This window comes from Bartonella sp. MR90HLJMH, assembly GCF_042194115.1.
In the GTDB taxonomy this organism is placed as follows: domain Bacteria; phylum Pseudomonadota; class Alphaproteobacteria; order Rhizobiales; family Rhizobiaceae; genus Bartonella; species Bartonella grahamii.
Window position 1 is genome coordinate 117,781 of record NZ_JBHIMM010000006.1, and the last position, 18,050, is coordinate 135,830.

An 18,050-nucleotide genomic window follows, 5' to 3' on the forward strand; every position below is an offset into this window, starting at 1 on the left:
TTGAAGGAAGGATATATAATTAACGAATATCCTCAATTTCTTTGTCTTGTCCATAAATGCGCCGTGCGAGTGCTGCCTCTATAAATGCATCTAAATTACCATTCAGTACGGATTGTGGATCCGTATTTTCAATCCCTGTACGCAAATCTTTGACAAGCTGATAGGGTTGAAGAACATAAGATCTAATTTGATGTCCCCATCCGATTTCTGTTTTAGAAGATTCAGCAGCATTGGTTTCTTCTTCTCTTTTTTTAAGCTCTTCTTCATAAAGCCGTGCACGCAACATCGACCAAGCCGTAGCGCGATTTTTATGTTGAGAACGCTCTGTTTGACATTGAACAACAATACCCGTTTTTATATGTGTGATGCGAACAGCGGAATCTGTCGTGTTAACATGTTGTCCTCCTGCTCCCGATGCACGATATGTATCAATACGCACATCTGCCTCTGAAACATCAACTTCAATATTGTCATCAATAACTGGATAAACCCAAATGCTTGCAAAAGAGGTATGGCGCTTTGCATTCGAATCAAATGGAGAAATCCGCACCAAGCGATGAACGCCTGATTCTGTTTTTAACATTCCATAAGCATTATGCCCTTTTACAAGAATAGTCGCTGACTTTATTCCTGCTTCTTCTCCATCATGAATTTCTAAAATTTCAACCTTCATTTCATGCTGTTCAGCCCAGCGCATATACATACGTAAGAGCATAGAAGCCCAATCTTGGCTTTCTGTTCCCCCTGCTCCAGCATGAACTTCTAAATAGGTATCATTCGGATCTGCCTCTCCTGAAAGAAGTACATCAATTTGCCTTTTATCTATCTCATTTTTAAGATTACGTATTGAATTTTCTGCATCAGCAATAATTTCAACATCACTTTCTTCTTCGCCCATCGCGATAAGCTCAATGCATTCTTCAAGTGTTTTTGTAAATGATAAAAGACCATTGATTGAATCATCAAGACGTTGACGCTCACGCATCATATCCTGTGCTTGTTGTGCATCATCCCATAATGACGGATCTTCCGCTTTTTGATTAAGATATTCGAGACGTTTTAGTGATTGATCCCAGTCAAAGATGCCCCCTTAGCAATTGAATTGCTTTCTGGATTTCATCAACTAATGTTTCTATTTCTGCTCGCATAATTTAACACCGTATTTTTTAACACTCTTTCTGGTTATGTCACTAGAATTTTATACAAATTTGATAGCTGCTATGAGGAAATAGCATGGACTTATCATTCTATTTACAGGACCGACACTGTAAAAAAAATAAAAACTATAGACTCATGGCAAAAGGAGATTTTGTTGATTAATACAGCCCACCTGTCCCACTTTCAAGGGCTTTATTGACTTGTGGAGAAGTGGTTACTGCAGGAACACCTTCTTGAAAAGAATTTGTACTCCCAATAACTTGATATATATCAGCAGGACCAGTCCCTGGTTTAAATGCTTCTATAATGACATCTTGATCTCCTCTTTCCGCAAGCATTCCTGTTTTCCGATTAATTGGCATTAAAATCATACCCTTTGGCATCTTAAAGGGAACATCTGGCTTTCCTTTAAGAGCATTTGCCATAAACTCACCAAAAATAGGTGCAGCTAATGAACTTCCGGTTCCATTATATCCTAATGGAGCAGGTTGATCGTAGCCGATAAAAATACCAACGACAATGTCAGGAGTAAATCCCATAAACCAGACATCTTTAGAGTCATTGGTTGTCCCTGTCTTAGCGGCAATATGTCGATTAAGATAACGTAAACGTGCTGCAGTACCACGCTGAACAACCCCTTCCATCATGGATGTAATCTGATAAGCAGTCATAGGGTCAAGAACTTGATCTCGCTCATCAATCAATGTGGGTTCACGTTGATTATTCCATGAAGGCGTATTACAATTTTCACAAATACGATCATCATGACGATAAATTGTCTTTCCATAACGATCTTGAATTCTGTCTATCAGAGAAGGCTTAATAGAGCGTCCCCCATTGGCAATAACTGAATAAGCTGTAACCATTCGTAATACTGTTGTTTCACCAGCCCCTAAAGCCATGGGAAGATAAGGCTGCAATTTATCCACTATGCCAAAGCGTTCTGCATATTCAGCGACAAGAGGCATTCCCATATCATTGGCAAGCCGTATTGTCATAAGATTACGAGAACGCTCAATACCATAACGCAACGTTGAAGGTCCTGCAAATGTACCACCATAATTTTTTGGTTGCCAAACTTCCCCATTATATTGACGAACTTCAATGGGGCCATCTAAAACAACGGATGCTGGTGTATACCCGTTATCAAGAGCTGCTGCATAAACAAAAGGCTTAAAAGCAGACCCCGGTTGGCGATAAGCTTGGGTTGCACGATTGAATTCAGATGCAGCAAAAGAAAATCCTCCCACCATAGCAAGAACGCGCCCTGTATGAGGTTCCATAGCAACAATTGCACCTTCAACCTTTGGAATTTGTTGTAAACGATAAGTGTTGTTTGTATTGGATAGTTTTTCAACAAAAATGACATCCCCAACTTGCAGAACATGAGATAAATTCTGAACAGTTTTTCGATAACCATTTTCTTTTACAACATGGAGTGCCCATTTTGAATCAGATTCAGATAAAACAGCAATTTCCCGTTTTTTTGATAATATACCTGAAGCTTCGCGCTGTGGCTGTAAACCAATCTCTACTTTATTGGGATTAGCAGAAAGAACAACAGCTAAACGCCATTCAGGAACATCACTTAGCCCCGTGATATTTGCAAGTTCTATCCCCCAATCACCTTTTTTATCGATATGCGCATAAGCTCCACGCCATCCTTGCGAATGATCAAATCTAATTAATCCAGCGTGCAAAGCACGTCGCGCAATAAGTTGTAAATGCGGATCAAGCGTTGTACGAATGGAAAGCCCACCTTCATAAAGTGTCTTAGCCCCATAGCGATGTATTAAACGACGTCGCACTTCTTCAGTAAAATAATCAGCCGCAAAAACATAGCTATCACTCCCACGTATTGTCGCTCCTAAAGGTTTAGCTTTCGCTTTTTCACCTTGTTCACGCGTTACATATCCATTTGCAATCATCCGATCTATAACCCAATTGCGCCGATCAATAGCACGTTGTGTATTCTTAAATGGATCATAATTTGCTGGCCCTTTTGGAAGAGCAGCCAAATAAGCACATTGTTCTAGCGTCAGATCATTGACGGATTTATTGAAATAGGTCAAAGAAGCAGCGGCTATACCATAAGTACCACGACCCAAATAAATTTCATTGAGATAAAGTTCGAGAATATGATCCTTTGAATAAGTTTTCTCAATACGCATTGCTAAAATAGCTTCCTTAAATTTACGCTCTAACGTTGTTTCTGAACTTAAAAGAAAGTTTTTAGCGACTTGTTGCGTTATAGTTGATGCACCCTCTGGACGTCTTCCAGAACCAATATTACGAATATTATTGATCAAAGCTCGAGAAAGTCCTTCGGGATCTAAACCAAAATGATGATAAAAGTTTTTGTCTTCAGCCGAAATAAAAGCATTTATAACAAGCTTTGGTATTGATTGAATTGGTAAATAGAGGCGATGTTTTGTTGCAAACTCTGCCATAAGACGGCCATCAGAAGCATGGACGCGGGTCATTACCGGCGGCTCATAAAGTGAAAGAACTTCATAATCAGGGAGTGCATTTGCTTGACCACTGGTCATAACACCCCATGTTATTGCTCCACAAAGTCCAATAGCAACAAAAAAACGAAGAAGATATCTCAAAAAAATCATCATAAAAACGGCTATCGCTTTCTTAAGAATTAATCAAAGAAAAAATACGTTACTTCAAACACACCAAGCGGATATCACCACAAGATTGAGATCAAGAGAAATTATTTTCTATCTTTTATTTATACTAAGGTACACTAGAACCCCATATTGATACTCTATTTTCTCACAAATTTAAAGAGGCTGTATCATTTTCTGCCTATAATGAGCAAATTGACGAATAGAATGAGCAATAGAGGCTGCCATTTGTTTTCTCCAATGAGGATCATTTAATAACTTTTCGTCCTCTTTATTGGATAAATAACCTATCTCTATCAAGACGGAGGGTATATCTGAAGCTCTTAAAACTTGAAAATTAGCATACCGATGTGGGTTATTAATCAAGTTAATATGATTCTTTGATAAACTTGAAATAACACTATTTGCAAAATTAACCGAAAATGTATGTGTTTCACGTCGTGTAAGATCCATCAAAATATCTGTAACTTCGAGTGTTTCATCTGCAGGCAAACCATCCAGCAAATCAACTTTATTTTCATTTTCAGCTAAAGATTTTGCAATGGCATCAGAGGCTTTGTCTGATATGGTATACACTGTAGCACCGCGAAGAGAATGTAGATCAATCGTATCTGCATGAATAGATATAAAAAGATCAGCATCGAGCTCTTGCGCTTTTTTAACTCTTTCACTTAGTCTTAAAAAAATATTGGAATCTCGCGTTAAAGCAACAGTAATATGAGAATCCTTTTGTAATTCGTCTCGCAATGCACGCGCAAAGTCTAAAGTCACATCTTTTTCTAAAACTCCAGTAACACCCCGTGCACCGCCATCAATACCACCATGACCAGGATCAAGAACAACACGAAAATTATATGCTGGCATTAACTGCGTTTTTGTATCAAAATTGGTCTTTTGCTGTTTTTTTAATATTTCATCAAATTTTTCTAGTGTAGTTTTACGAATATCAATCAGCAACTGCCATAAATCATTATTTAATTTTTTTACGACACTTTTTTCAATTACAAAGGCCGTTTTACTTGTCAAAATAATGCGTGAAGTCTGTATGTCAGAAAAAGCATAACGCACATCTGAAAGCATAACGGATAATGTATTCTGTTTCTTTAAAGGCGTATTTTGCATCGAAAAGTCAATTGTAGGTAAATTGATAACCAACCGTGCTGGCCTGTCCAAAATCTGTAAACGAACATTTGGTTTTGAATTGAAAACCGCAATAATACGCGTATGAACACTATCACCAATGGTTCGAAAATTAATAAGTCTCAGAGGATCTGCGGCTTGAACACTGGTTTGGAATAGCAAAAATAATAATAAAAAGTATGTGACAAGCACAATAACATTCCCATAAGCTGTTTTCAGCTTTTTGGTAAAGAAAACTCTTATCATAAGCAAAATACTCTACATTACATTTGTAATAATTTATCTTGGTTATATAAAAACGATACACCAATTTATTCTCTATTTTTCAATAAAAGCTAAATAAACACCCAAAAACGAAATTAAGGTCATTAAAGACATTATCATTATACATGATTTACATTGTTACTTGCCAAACGCATGATATCAACATAAAAGAATATTTATGCTTCCTAGCTGATAATAGTCATCTAAATTATCTGTAACTCATATTAAGTTGTCTTTAGAGGTTTTTTGCCTATTATGCATTGAGACTTTTTTATGGATGAAAAATTTCTATGTTATAACATTAGGATTGCATTACTTAAGATTCGTTGGTTCGGATATCCGAACTGTTTTAAAGATTATTTTACCGGAGACTTTTAAGAAATATGAGTCATAAAAAACAGATGGAGATAATGATGAGAAATGGTGTAAATGCAGTCATGCCTTTGCACGTGGTGTTCCGTCCTGTTTTTCTGGTACCTCCCTTTTATGGCAGACAGCCTTTTATATTTACGAATAGTTATAGCGTTCGTTTGAGTAAAATTGTGCATGTCGCCTTCAGGATATTAGCTTATGTCAAACAAAATGCTTATAGATGCCTCCCATCCGGAGGAAACACGTGTTGTTGTTGTTCACGGCAACAAAATTGAAGAACTTGATTTTGAATCAGAACATAGAAAACAGCTCAAGGGGAATATTTATCTCGCACGTATTACGCGTGTAGAACCGTCTCTCCAAGCAGCTTTTGTTGAATATGGTGGAAACCGACATGGTTTTTTAACATTTTCTGAAATTCATCCTGATTATTATCAAATTCCTATTGCTGATCGCCTTGCTCTTCTTGAAGAAGAGGAAAAAGCAGCTGTAGGAGAAAATTCTATAGATGCCTTTACGGAAGAAGCAACTAAAAATAAAAAACGCTCCAGAAGAACAAAAAAAAATGGAAAAAACAATGTCATAGCAGCCGATATTGAAAATGATATCACATCTGAATCAACAATAATTGATAATACAGAAGAAGCATTAAATGCCGATATCTCTTATGATGAGATCGAAATGGTTGGTGCTGAGGACATCCGTGAAGAGCTCCCAATTTATCAAAGAAAACAAGGGCGCCAGTATAAAATTCAAGAAGTCATTAAACGACGTCAAATTTTGTTGGTACAAGTCATTAAAGAAGAGCGTGGTAATAAAGGTGCTGCCCTTACAACATATCTGTCTTTAGCAGGTCGTTATTCTGTTCTAATGCCCAATACAGCACGTGGTGGTGGTATTTCACGAAAAATTACGAACGTACAAGACCGTAAGCGTCTTAAAGAAATCGTAAAAGAATTAGCCGTTCCAAAAGGTATGGGTGTTATCTTACGAACCGCTGGTGCCAATAGAACAAAAGCTGAAATTAAACGTGATTATGAATATCTTATGCGGTTATGGGATACTATTCGCACTTTGACACTCGAGTCAACGGCGCCATGCCTTGTCCATGAAGAAAGTAATCTCATCAAGCGTTCTATACGAGATCTTTACAATAAGAACATTAGTGAAATTCTTGTCTCTGGAGACCAAGGATATCGTGAAGCGAAAGACTTTATGCGTATGCTTATGCCAAGTCATGCAAAAGTTGTGCAACCTTACCGTGATCCTACACCCATTTTTGCAAGAAATAATATTGAAATTCAACTTGATAAAATGTTGCAACCACAGGTTTCTTTAAAATCTGGTGGTTATCTTGTTATTAATCAAACAGAAGCACTTGTTGCTATTGACGTAAATTCTGGCCGCTCTACGAAAGAATTCTCTGTCGAAAAGACAGCTTTACAAACTAACCTTGAAGCTGCTGAAGAAGTAGCGCGTCAATTACGCTTGCGTGACCTTGCTGGTTTAATTGTGATTGATTTTATTGATATGCTTGAAGAACGCAATGTAAAGCTGGTCGAAAAAAAATTAAAAGATTGTTTAAAAAATGATCGTGCTCGTATTCAAGTAGGTCATATTTCACACTTCGGCCTTTTAGAAATGAGTCGTCAACGTATTCGCATATCGGTTTTAGAAAGTACAACACAGCCCTGCCCGCATTGCGCAGGAACAGGAAATATACGTTCTGAATCATCAATTGCGTTACATGTCATGCGCTCAATTGAAGAATATCTTCTTCATAATTCGCAATATAATATTATCGTGCGCACACCCGTAGCAACAGCGCTTTATGTATTAAATCATAAACGCAACATTCTTGTTAATTTAGAAACTCGCTTTAAGCTTAATATTAGTATTGAAGCAGATGATAGTATTGGAACGCAGCATCTTGTTATTTCTAAAGGCTCAATAGCAGAGAGCATTTCTCGATCTTCATTGGAAGATGTTAATAAGCAAGAAATTGAAGATTCTGTTTTCACAGAAAGTGAATCTATTGAAAATCCTTCTCCCATTGAAACAAACCAAAAGCGTCGGCGCAAAAATCGTCACGATGAAATTACTGATCATTCTCTCTCCAACGTTCATAAAAAAGAAGATACCTTGAGTGATGATTCTTATCGTCGAGGACGTCGTCGAGGACGTCGTGGTGGTCGACGCAATCAAGATAATAGTTTTCATCAGATTCGCATTCCTTACGCAGAACCAGTGGGAGATTTTGCTAAGCAGGCTTTAGCAGAAATTAAAGCAGCACACCGCAAACATCGTGTTTCACCTGCTAAATCTTTTGAACTTGAAGAAACAAAAAATAATACACAAGCTCTAGATATACAACAACAGGGTGAATCTGAAAAAAATGATACAAGTATTAAACCTAAAAAACGTAAAACACGTTCTTCAAAAGTAGTAGAAAATCAACTTTCTTTAGATAATGATCAAAATGTCGTAGAACAAAAATCTCTTGAAGAAAAACCTAAAACTAGTTCAGTACGTAAAGCTAAAACAAAAAAGGCAGACAAATCTATTCATAAAGTAGAAGATAAAACTCTTGAAAATAGTAAAAAGTCAACACGTGGAACACGTAAAAAATCATCTTCTAAAGAGGCAACGCAAATACAAAAAATATTAGAGAAAGAAACTATAATCGAGATGGAGGAAGTTGTCGAAACCTCTCCTTCCCAAATTGAAGAAACAATTAATCAACCCGTTGTTGTTTCATCAACGCCTAATGATTCTTCCAAAACTGAACGTATTGGTTGGTGGAAACGCAGAATTCTTTCGAAAAATTAAAGATTAAAAAAACCGCCACAGTTTTCTGTGACGGTTTAAATAAATAATTATAGAAGACGTTTCAACCAATTCTATGGTGTGGGTTTATCACTTTTGTTTTGCTTTTTCTTGCTCAGCCCGCATACGATCTTCAATTTCTTTTTGCTTTGATTGAATAGCTTGCTGCATCTTTATTTGTTCTTGTTGGAAATCTTTTTCCTCCATACCAGGACCGGTATAGGCTGCTGTAAACCCATTAAGAGAAAATTCAATAGGATTAGCTGAACCACGGAAATTAACTGTGGTTACAACCATTTTTGTACCACTTTTCATAGCAGCTATAAGCTTATCATCTAAGACATCATTGGCAATACAACTTGGTCCATTACAAATAATATAAGGAATTTTTTTAGAGAAGTCGTCACCAATTTTAATGTGAACACCTTCTGGCAAAAAACGACCTGTAGGTACTTGAATACCTATACGTTTTTCATTTTGCTTCCCTTTTATTTCAACAAGATTAAAAGCCGTTAAAGGTTGTCCCGTATTCGATAATACAGTATTCATTGTATTACAAATATCAACATCATGCTGCTTACTGCAAACTTTGTACCAACCTTGTGATAAAGTTTGCGCATTTGCAGAAATACCAGCTATAAGAAAAAGGGCAGCGGCTCCAACTAATACTGAAACAGCAGAATAAACATTTTTATGCGACATGATTAAGTTAATCCTTTCAACGCGCTTTTAAGTAACTTCAAAAAAATATTAAATATAATTCCAACTTAAATTTATTAAATTATAATGAAATAACACTTAATTTTACTATTTTTACTTCAATATAAAAAAAAAAGTCAAATTTAGAGAAAAAAATACGACGAGCTATTCTAATTTTTATACACCCATATAATTCCCCTCTTTATCATATTGGTGTTTGATGCAATCTATCCATAAAACACCTCTGTGCATTTAAGCTAAGATTACACAAACGAATCAATATTGCAATATTAATTAAAATAAACTCCTATACTACTCTAAAAATCTTACTAATTAAACTTTTTACATTTATTACTCTTCATGTTAAGCTCGTAGAGCCTTAGCAACAGCTGTTGTAATGCATGAAGCTTCAAAAGATCAGATAAATTTTACTTTTTTCTTTATGTGATTCGTGTGATACACAAAAATAAAATCATTTACGGTATTATTGAAACATTTCATAAATTAAAACCACTGATTGTCTAAAATTTCTGCATAATTGTAAGAGAACTTTTTGCTAATGGACAATTTTCTGCCCTTGTTTACAAAACAAGGGCGATACATTTTTGTAATAAAAGTTTTATATTCTACAGCTTTTAACCAAAAATTTTAGTTTAAAAATACGCTACTAAAGAAGTGCTTTTTTCTTAATTAAACAACATATTTTCTTAGAGAGAAAATTTATAACTGTTGAAAATATTTTATTTATAATAATAATTTATCTTTTACATCATCAAATGTTTGTTTTTCATAGCTATTAAGAGCCTTCTGTTAGCAATTCTTTTATATTGCTAGAAACTGGGGCTTATCGAATTAATTGCGTCTTTTACTCAATAAAAATCTTTATCTTTCCAATCAAAATCTTTGCGTAAAATAGCACCTATATCACTCTGCAATATATCCGCTAAAACTTTGCAACTAATAATAAATATGAGGATAATTTTCTATTTATTAAATAATTCAGCTTTTCTTCGTATTCTCCTACTTCGTACTCTCTCGCTATATCTACCCTAGAGATAAATTTTTATTTTTTTCAAATAAATCCTGTAATTTCGAACCAAGATTATAATATTCATTCTTCAGATTTTTCAGTTCTTTTAAAAACTTATTTCGTTCCTGCAAACGCTTATAGTATTCTGCTTTAGAAAAATTTTTTCCCAAAATATCTAAATATAAATACTTATCTTCAATAAATTGTATGCTATCTTTAGTATTCTTTCTTTTGTTTTTTAATGTTGGTGTTGTTCCTTAGAAGATAAATCAGCGTGAGCGTTTTTATGCCATATATTACAGGGAGTAAAAAACTATCGTTAGCAACTTTTGTAATGAAGAAAGCATGTTATCTTGGCTTAAATTTTTGCTTTTTAGAGAAGGTACTTATATGCACGTTCTATTTATTACAGTTACACCGTCTAAGCTATTTTCTTCATTGTATCAATATGTCTTATGATGAAGAACGCAAAATGAATATGTAAGAAGTTCTTTTATTATAAACTTAAATTTTATTCTTATAAAAAATCAATAACTATTTGTTTTTTATAATAATTTTATAAAAATGAGTAACAATTCTGAAACAACAAAGAAGTTTTTAACCAGAATGTTGTTCTGCCATTTCGACAAGCTGTGTCATAATATTCGCTGCTCCAACAAGCCTTTCATCCGCTGTGGACCAATCACGAATAAGAGCGATACTTTGATCTGGTCGAATTTTTGCCATCGAACCTTGTTTTCCAACCCACTGAACAAGAGCAACACTATTTGCAAAATAATTATTGCGAAACTGTATAACAATCCCCTTTGGTCCAGTATCCAATTTTTCTACATGCGCTTTTCGACACAATGTTTTGATATAAAAGACTTTAAGAAGGTGTTGAACTTCAAGCGGTAAAGGACCAAAGCGATCAATTAACTCCGCTGCAAATTCATCAATTTGTTCTAAATCATCAAGTTCTGTTAAACGACGATAAAGCCCCATACGTAATGGCAAGTCAGGCACGAAACTTTCTGGTATCATCACTGTTGTACCAAGTGAAATTTGAGGAGACCATTGCTTATCTTCATTTAGCTCTCCATCTTTTAATTCAGCAACAGCTTCTTCAAGCATTTTTTGATAGAGTTCAAATCCAACTTCTTTAATATGTCCCGATTGCTCTTCACCTAAAAAATTGCCTGAACCGCGGATATCCATGTCATGGCTTGCCAATTGAAAACCGGCCCCCAAGGTGTCAAGAGATTGTAAAACTTTAAGACGGCGATCAGCAGCAGCTGTTAAAACTTTACCAGCAGGAAATGTAAAGAGTGCATAAGCACGTTGTTTTGAGCGCCCTACCCTCCCTCGTAACTGATAGAGTGCAGAAAGACCAAACATCTCAGCGCGATGCACAATTAGGGTATTGGCTGTTGGAATATCAAGACCAGATTCAATAATGGTTGTCGATAGCAAAACATCATATTGCCCATCATAAAATGCATTCATAATATCATCAAGTTGTCCAGCCGGCATTTGTCCATGAGCCACAACGAATTTAAGTTCTGGCACATGTGTTTTGAGATATTCTTCTACAAAAGCCAGATCAGAAATACGAGGACAAACATAGAAACTTTGTCCGCCACGATAATATTCTCGAAGCAGGGTCTCTCGTATAACAAGTGCATCAAAAGGTGAAATAAAAGTACGAACCGCCATTCTATCAATGGGGGGCGTTGTTATCAATGAAAGTTCACGTACACCCGATAATGCTAACCCTAAAGTGCGTGGTATGGGAGTTGCTGAAAGTGTGAGAACATGAATATCACTTTTAAGCTCTTTTAAACGCTCTTTGTGTTTGACACCAAAATGCTGCTCCTCATCAATGATGAGAAGGCCTAACCGTAAAAAATTAACTGCACCACTTAATAATGCATGGGTTCCAATGACAATATCTATTGTACCATCTGAAACACCTTTTTTTACTTGTGCAAGTTCTTTCGCTTTTACAAGCCTTGAAGCATGTCCAATTTTAACCGGTAATCCTTGAAAACGCGAAATAAATGTCTTGTAATGTTGACGTGAAAGCAAAGTTGTCGGTACAACAACAGCAACCTGATATCCATTTAATGCTGCGACAAAAGCACTTCGAATGGCTACTTCGGTTTTTCCAAAACCAACATCACCGCATATCAAGCGATCCATAGGCTTTCCTGAGGCTAAATCGTCTAAAACAGCATCAATTGCATTCATTTGATCTTCCGTTTCTTCATAGGGAAAGCAAGCAACAAACTCATCAAATGGTCCAACTGGTGGAAGTAAAGCAGGCGCAGCACGAGTCACACGCTCTGCAGCTATACGAATTAATTGCCCTGCCATTTCCAATAAATGTTTTTTAAGCCGAGCTTTACGTGCTTGCCAAGCAACACCCCCTAATTTATCTAAAGTTACCTCTGTTCCTTCTGAGCCATAACGTGAGAGAAGCTCAATATTTTCAACAGGTAAAAAGAGTAAATCACCTCCAGCATATCTAATTTCAAGACAATCTCGTAAAATTCCAGTGGTTTTGATGGTTTTAAGACCAACAAATTGGCCAATACCGTGGTCGATATGCACAATAATATCACCAGAATTTAAAGCAGAAATTTCAGAAATAAAATTTGTATTATTTTTACGCCGCTTTGGCGATCTTATAAAACGATCGCCAAGGATATCTTGCTCTGCTATAACAGCCAAATCTTCAGCCTCAAAACCATGTTCTATCATGATAACAGCTGCTAATATGCGATCTCGTGGTGTTGCTTTGACAGTTTGCAAGGATTTTGCAACATCTATTTTTTTCAATCCATGCTCATCGAGAACTTGTAGCAAACGATTGAGAGATCCTTCACTCCAACACGCTAAAAGCACTTTTTTACCAGCAGTGCGTAAAGATGCGATATGATCAACAACACTTGAAAAAACATTTTTTTCCTGCGCATTACGCTCTTTTACAAAATCATATCCCTGTTTAACATTGGTGTGAATAACAGTTTTTTCCAAACTTTGTGGAATATTAAAAGGCGAAAAATCAATACGCTGTGAAGATTGTTGCACACCCTCCAAAACACGCTCTGGCGTTAAATAGAAAAGACTAGGATCTATTGGGTGATAAGAAGTAGAATTTTTTTCATCATTTTCGCGCTCTTTGCGCGCGTTATAATAGTCCTCAATAAGACGATAGCGCTCAATGAAGGCTTCTTCTATGAGATGCTCAAAAACTATCGGTAAGTTACCACAATGGTCAAAAAAACTATCAAGGTTTTCATAAAAAAATGGAAGCCAATGTTCCATACCGGCAAAACGCCGACCTTGAGCAATTGCTTCATAAAGCATGTTATTTTTTTGTGATACACCAAATGTACGGGTATAATTGCTCTTAAAACGGCTTATGCGTTCTGGTGTAAGAACAACCTCACTCATTGCCTGTAATAAAAGTTCAGTTTTTTGACCTGTTGTCCTTTGACTTTCTGGATCAAATATGCGGATACTTTCTAGGGTATCTCCAAAAAAATCAAGACGTAAAGGTTCAACATCCATGGGAGAAAAGATATCAAGTATTCCTCCTCTTACAGCAAACTCACCAACATCACGGACAACCGTAACGCGTTCAAAACCATTGGTTTCTAAAAACTGAATAAGATTTCCCATGTTATTGCGCTGGCCAACACGTGCGTGAATAAGCTGAGCTTCTATCATTTCACGAGGAGGTAACTTTTGCATAATCGCATTTGCTGTTGTTAATATAATTGCAGGATGTGGATCTTTACGTAAATTTGCTATGTGTGCCAATGCTGATAGTCGACGTGCCATAACAGCAATTCCTGGTGACACACGATCATAAGGCAAACAATCCCATGCAGGAAATTGAAGTATGGGTAAATTGGGCTCAATAAAATTTAAAACTTGTTGTAAATGAACAATTTTTGTTCCGTCGCGGACAACATAGATGAGTGGTTTACCTTGTGCAATTTCTGAACTTAATTTAGCAAGCGCAAAGGCTTCAAATCCATCAGGAACTCCATCAAAAATCATACGAACAGAATTATTTTTGGGAATAACAATTTTTTTAAATATAGGCATCAGGATTAATAACTTAAGCAAATACGATAATTGGCAATATCGCGAAAAAGTGGACTATCAACTTCAGAGGGTGGCAAAACTTCTCCAGTAATCCATGTGAGTAAATCACGATCATCAAAAGACATAATATATTCAAGTTCAGAGAGCGTTTTATCATTCATTTCAGCAATATGAGCATCGACATAATGTCCAAAAATGAGATCCATTTCACGAATACCGCGATGCCATGCACGAAAAATCAATCGACGACGACGCACATCTAATTGATTTTTGTCAACGACAAAAACTGTCATAAAAAATCTCCTTGAATAAAGTAATATAAACTATTCAATTAGTAGTATAAAATTTGTACCTTGCTTTTAAGGAAGTTCTATAATCTTTTGTTCTTTAAGTGTAATTCGACGATGCATTTGCTTAGCCAAAGCGTAATTATGTGTTGCAATAAGAGCAGAAAGACCCGACTGACGAACAAGGATAGACAAAGCTTGAAAGACATAAGCTGAAGTTACTGGATCAAGATTTCCTGTAGGTTCATCAGCCAAAAGAACCGAAGGGCCATTTGCTACTGCACGTGCAATAGCAACACGTTGTTGTTCTCCTCCCGATAACTCTGAGGGACGATGGTTAGCGCGATGAGAAATACGCAGATACGTCAATAATTTGCGCGCACGATCTTCTGCTATGGATTTTTTTAATCCTGCTATCATTTGCGGTACCATGACATTTTCTAACGCCGTAAACTCTGGAAGTAAATGATGAAATTGATAAACAAAACCAATATCATTTCGTCTTATAGCTGTTCGCTCACTATCAGAGCGCTTTGCACAAGAAACACCCCGTAACATCACATCACCAGCTGTTGGTTTTTCTAATAATCCAGCAATATGAAGAAGTGTTGATTTTCCAGCACCAGATGGTGCAACAAGTGCGACAAGCTCTCCACGATTAAGAATAAAATTCGCTTTATCTAAAACAATAAGCGGCTTATGACTCTCGAAAAAGTGTCTTTCAATCTCTACAAGCTCTAAAATAGCTGTCATTATTCATACCTCAAAGCTTGTACGGGATCTAGCTTAGCAGCACGCCATGCCGGAATGAGAGCAGCAAGAAACGACAAAAATAAAGCCATCATAGCAACCAAGATTGTCTGTTTCCAGTCAATTTGTGCAGGCAATTTTGTTAAAAAATAAAGTTGAGGATTAAAAACGTCGACATTAAATAACCAAGATATAAAGTCTTGGATATGATTAATATTCGCGGTCGCGATAACACCTAAAACTAAACCCAATATAGTTCCAATAAAACCAATCATCATTCCTGTAATGATAAATATACGCAAAATCGCACTCTGTTGAGCCCCCATCGTGCGTAAAATCGCAATATCATGACTTTTATCTTTTACAAGCATAATCAGCCCTGAAATAATATTTAAAGCAGCAACAAGAACGATCAGAGAAAGAATGAAAAACATAACATTTCGTTCAATCTGTAAGGCTGAAAAAAAAGCCTGATTGCGTGTACGCCAATCAATTAAATAGACCTGTTGATCAACTGTTTTTTCTACAACAGGTTTTATTTGATCAACAGCATCAGGATCATTTAGAAATAATTCTAAAGACTGAACCTTATCTCCCAAATTAAAAAACATTTGTGCTTCATGGAGAGGCATAAAGATAAATATTGAATCATATTCAGACATACCAACTTCAAAAATAGCAACGACTCTATAAGCTTTCACGCGTGGGGTAACGCCAAAAGGAGTCTCATCACCATCTGGAGTAATAATACGAATATCTCTTCCAACTGTCAGCCCCAATTTTTCTGCTAAGCCACTTCCAATTGCAACACCTTCTTCTTCATCAAACCGAGAAATCGATCCTAATTTAATGTTTTGAGAGACTGTTTTAAGCTTTTCTAGATCTTGTTTGCGCATACCACGAACTAATGCGCCAGAGCCACCTTGAACTTCACCTTGAACAAGCGCTTGACCTTCAATAACAGGCAAAGCAAACTTTACACCATTTGTAGATTCTAAAGAAGAAATAAGAGTCTTATAATCAGAAAAACCAGAATCAACTGTTTGAACAATAAGATGCCCATTCATACCAAGAATACGATTGAGAAGCTCTGTACGAAAGCCATTCATCACCGCCATAACAACAACCAGAGCAAATACGCCCAACATAATCCCAATAAGAGAAATAATTGAAATAACAGATGCAACGACATGTTTTTTATTGGGAATCATGTAACGAAAAGCGATCATCCACTCATAAGATGAAAACCATTTGTCTTTCAGCCTCTTCATAACATTTCCTATTAATTCATAGAAAGTTGGCTGAGTACATCTTCAACCTTTAGAGATTTTTTTACACCTGTTTTTCGATCTTTAATTTCAACTTCATTTTGTGCAATGCTGTTAGGACCAACAATGATTTGCGTTGGCAAACCAATCAAATCCATTGTTGCAAATTTTGATCCAGGACGTTCATTTCTATCATCTAATAATGGATCAAAACCAGCCTCCTTTAATCCCTGATAGAGAAACTCACATGCCTTCGTGCATTTTTCATCATCGGATTTCATATTGATAATCCCAAAATCAAACGGTGCCATCGACTTTGGCCAAATAATACCATTTTCATCATGAGAAGCCTCTATAGCGGCCGCAACAAGACGCGAAGGTCCAATACCATAAGATCCCATAGAGACTACATGCTCTTTTCCATCTTGTCCCATAACTTTTGCTCCCATTGGAGCAGAATATTTCGTGCCAAAGTGGAAAATATGCCCGACTTCAATACCACGCGCTGAAAGACGACTATGATCAGAAACTTTAGCCCACTCCTCTTCATTATGCATTTCTTCCGTCGCTGCATAAAAAGATGTCCATTGTTTAACGATATCATCTAAAACAGCTTTATCACTAAAATCGATTGAACTATCAGGAACAGTAAGTTCAAGAAATTGTTTATCACAGAAGATAGCGCTCTCTCCCGTTTCAGCCAAAATGATAAATTCATGACTGAGTTTCCCCCCTATTGGACCTGTATCTGCACGCATAGGGATTGCTTTTAAGCCAAGACGAGAAAAAGTGCGTAAATAAGCAACAAACATACGATTATAAGATGTTTTAGAGCCTTCATAATCAAGATCAAAAGAATAAGCATCTTTCATTAAAAATTCTCGTGCCCGCATCACACCAAAACGTGGGCGAATTTCATCACGAAATTTCCATTGAATATGATACAAATTAAGTGGAAGATCTTTATAAGAACGAACATATGAGCGAAAAATATCTGTTACCATCTCTTCATTGGTTGGACCATAAAGTAAATCACGCTTTTGACGATCTTTAATGCGAAGCATTTCCAAACCATAATCATCATAACGACCGCTTTCACGCCAAAGATCAGCAGATTGAATTGTAGGCATCAATATTTCTATTGCACCCGCACGTTCTTGCTCCTCACGAATAATTCTACAAACTTTATCAAGCACTTTTTTTCCCAAAGGAAGCCAAGAATAAATTCCTGATGTTTGTTGGCGAATCATACCGGCACGCAACATGAGCCGATGAGAAACAATCTCTGCTTCCTTAGGATTCTCTTTTAAAAGTGGAAGGAAATATTGAGAAAGACGCATTGAAATAATTAACTCCTAATCACACCTATCATATCGAAACAATTTATCACACCCTCTATTCATCTATATCCGCATTCTGAATACTTGCAAATATAACGATCTTACTATTTAAAAATTTATTGGGCTTTATTCTCTATTTTTCTTATTTAGCAATAAAATAAAAATGCTCTTCTCTTTTTAAA

At 36.3% G+C, this 18,050-nt stretch carries 10 protein-coding genes; 1 reads left to right on the top strand and 9 read right to left on the bottom strand.

Translation table 11 applies throughout. From position 1 onward, the window contains the following. Positions 1-19 precede the first annotated feature (19 nt). The 3 genes from prfB to ACFIJ9_RS05735 form a co-directional block, all read right to left on the bottom strand. A protein-coding gene (gene prfB, locus ACFIJ9_RS05725) for a peptide chain release factor 2 (RefSeq protein ID WP_015856374.1) occupies positions 20-1,148 on the bottom strand; the annotation gives its coding sequence in 2 pieces (ribosomal slippage) (positions 20-1,078 and positions 1,080-1,148; 1,128 coding nt in all). Between the two features lie 168 nt (positions 1,149-1,316). Then, positions 1,317-3,782 carry a penicillin-binding protein 1A gene (locus ACFIJ9_RS05730; protein ID WP_375636111.1) on the bottom strand — a complete coding sequence of 822 codons (2,466 nt, stop codon included), beginning with the start codon at positions 3,780-3,782 and terminating at the stop codon, positions 1,317-1,319. A gap of 168 nt (positions 3,783-3,950) precedes the next feature. Further along, a complete protein-coding gene (locus tag ACFIJ9_RS05735; protein WP_375636112.1) occupies positions 3,951-5,180 on the bottom strand; it encodes an N-acetylmuramoyl-L-alanine amidase in 1,230 nt (409 codons plus the stop codon). Between the two features lie 588 nt (positions 5,181-5,768). Here ACFIJ9_RS05735 and ACFIJ9_RS05740 point away from each other — a divergent pair. After that, positions 5,769-8,399 (top strand): ribonuclease E/G, encoded by a 2,631-nt coding sequence (locus ACFIJ9_RS05740; protein WP_375636113.1) that lies wholly within the window; start codon positions 5,769-5,771, stop codon positions 8,397-8,399. A gap of 87 nt (positions 8,400-8,486) precedes the next feature. On the opposite strand, the gene ACFIJ9_RS05745 is transcribed toward ACFIJ9_RS05740, so the two are convergent. The 6 genes from ACFIJ9_RS05745 to proS form a co-directional block, all read right to left on the bottom strand. Then, positions 8,487-9,098 carry an invasion associated locus B family protein gene (locus tag ACFIJ9_RS05745; RefSeq protein WP_015856370.1) on the bottom strand — a complete coding sequence of 204 codons (612 nt, stop codon included), beginning with the start codon at positions 9,096-9,098 and terminating at the stop codon, positions 8,487-8,489. A 1,624-nt stretch (positions 9,099-10,722) separates the two neighbouring features. Then, complete coding sequence (gene mfd, locus ACFIJ9_RS05750) at positions 10,723-14,223, bottom strand: transcription-repair coupling factor (protein ID WP_375636114.1); 3,501 nt, start codon at positions 14,221-14,223, stop codon at positions 10,723-10,725. Positions 14,224-14,228: 5 nt separating this feature from the next. Then, complete coding sequence (locus tag ACFIJ9_RS05755; RefSeq protein ID WP_375636115.1) at positions 14,229-14,516, bottom strand: succinate dehydrogenase assembly factor 2; 288 nt, start codon at positions 14,514-14,516, stop codon at positions 14,229-14,231. 66 nt (positions 14,517-14,582) lie between these two features. Beyond that, positions 14,583-15,263 (bottom strand): ABC transporter ATP-binding protein, encoded by a 681-nt coding sequence (locus ACFIJ9_RS05760; protein WP_375636116.1) that lies wholly within the window; start codon positions 15,261-15,263, stop codon positions 14,583-14,585. Further along, the gene (locus ACFIJ9_RS05765) at positions 15,263-16,531 is read right to left on the bottom strand and encodes a lipoprotein-releasing ABC transporter permease subunit (protein ID WP_375636117.1); all 1,269 of its coding nucleotides are present in this window, start codon (positions 16,529-16,531) and stop codon (positions 15,263-15,265) included. Before ACFIJ9_RS05765 ends, ACFIJ9_RS05760 begins: the two co-directional genes overlap by 1 nt. A gap of 11 nt (positions 16,532-16,542) precedes the next feature. After that, complete coding sequence (gene proS, locus ACFIJ9_RS05770; protein WP_375636118.1) at positions 16,543-17,868, bottom strand: proline--tRNA ligase; 1,326 nt, start codon at positions 17,866-17,868, stop codon at positions 16,543-16,545. Positions 17,869-18,050: the final 182 nt, after the last annotated feature.

Bases quoted from the DNA above. Each gene is read 5' to 3' on its own strand.
- ACFIJ9_RS05745 (WP_015856370.1), bottom strand. From the start codon at position 9,098: ATGTCGCATAAAAATGTTTATTCTGCTGTTTCAGTATTAGTTGGAGCC.
- proS (WP_375636118.1), bottom strand. From the start codon at position 17,868: ATGCGTCTTTCTCAATATTTCCTTCCACTTTTAAAAGAGAATCCTAAG.
- ACFIJ9_RS05760 (WP_375636116.1), bottom strand. From the start codon at position 15,263: ATGACAGCTATTTTAGAGCTTGTAGAGATTGAAAGACACTTTTTCGAG.
- ACFIJ9_RS05765 (WP_375636117.1), bottom strand. From the start codon at position 16,531: ATGAAGAGGCTGAAAGACAAATGGTTTTCATCTTATGAGTGGATGATC.
- ACFIJ9_RS05730 (WP_375636111.1), bottom strand. From the start codon at position 3,782: ATGATGATTTTTTTGAGATATCTTCTTCGTTTTTTTGTTGCTATTGGA.
- ACFIJ9_RS05735 (WP_375636112.1), bottom strand. From the start codon at position 5,180: ATGATAAGAGTTTTCTTTACCAAAAAGCTGAAAACAGCTTATGGGAAT.
- ACFIJ9_RS05755 (WP_375636115.1), bottom strand. From the start codon at position 14,516: ATGACAGTTTTTGTCGTTGACAAAAATCAATTAGATGTGCGTCGTCGT.
- mfd (WP_375636114.1), bottom strand. From the start codon at position 14,223: ATGCCTATATTTAAAAAAATTGTTATTCCCAAAAATAATTCTGTTCGT.
- ACFIJ9_RS05740 (WP_375636113.1), top strand. From the start codon at position 5,769: ATGTCAAACAAAATGCTTATAGATGCCTCCCATCCGGAGGAAACACGT.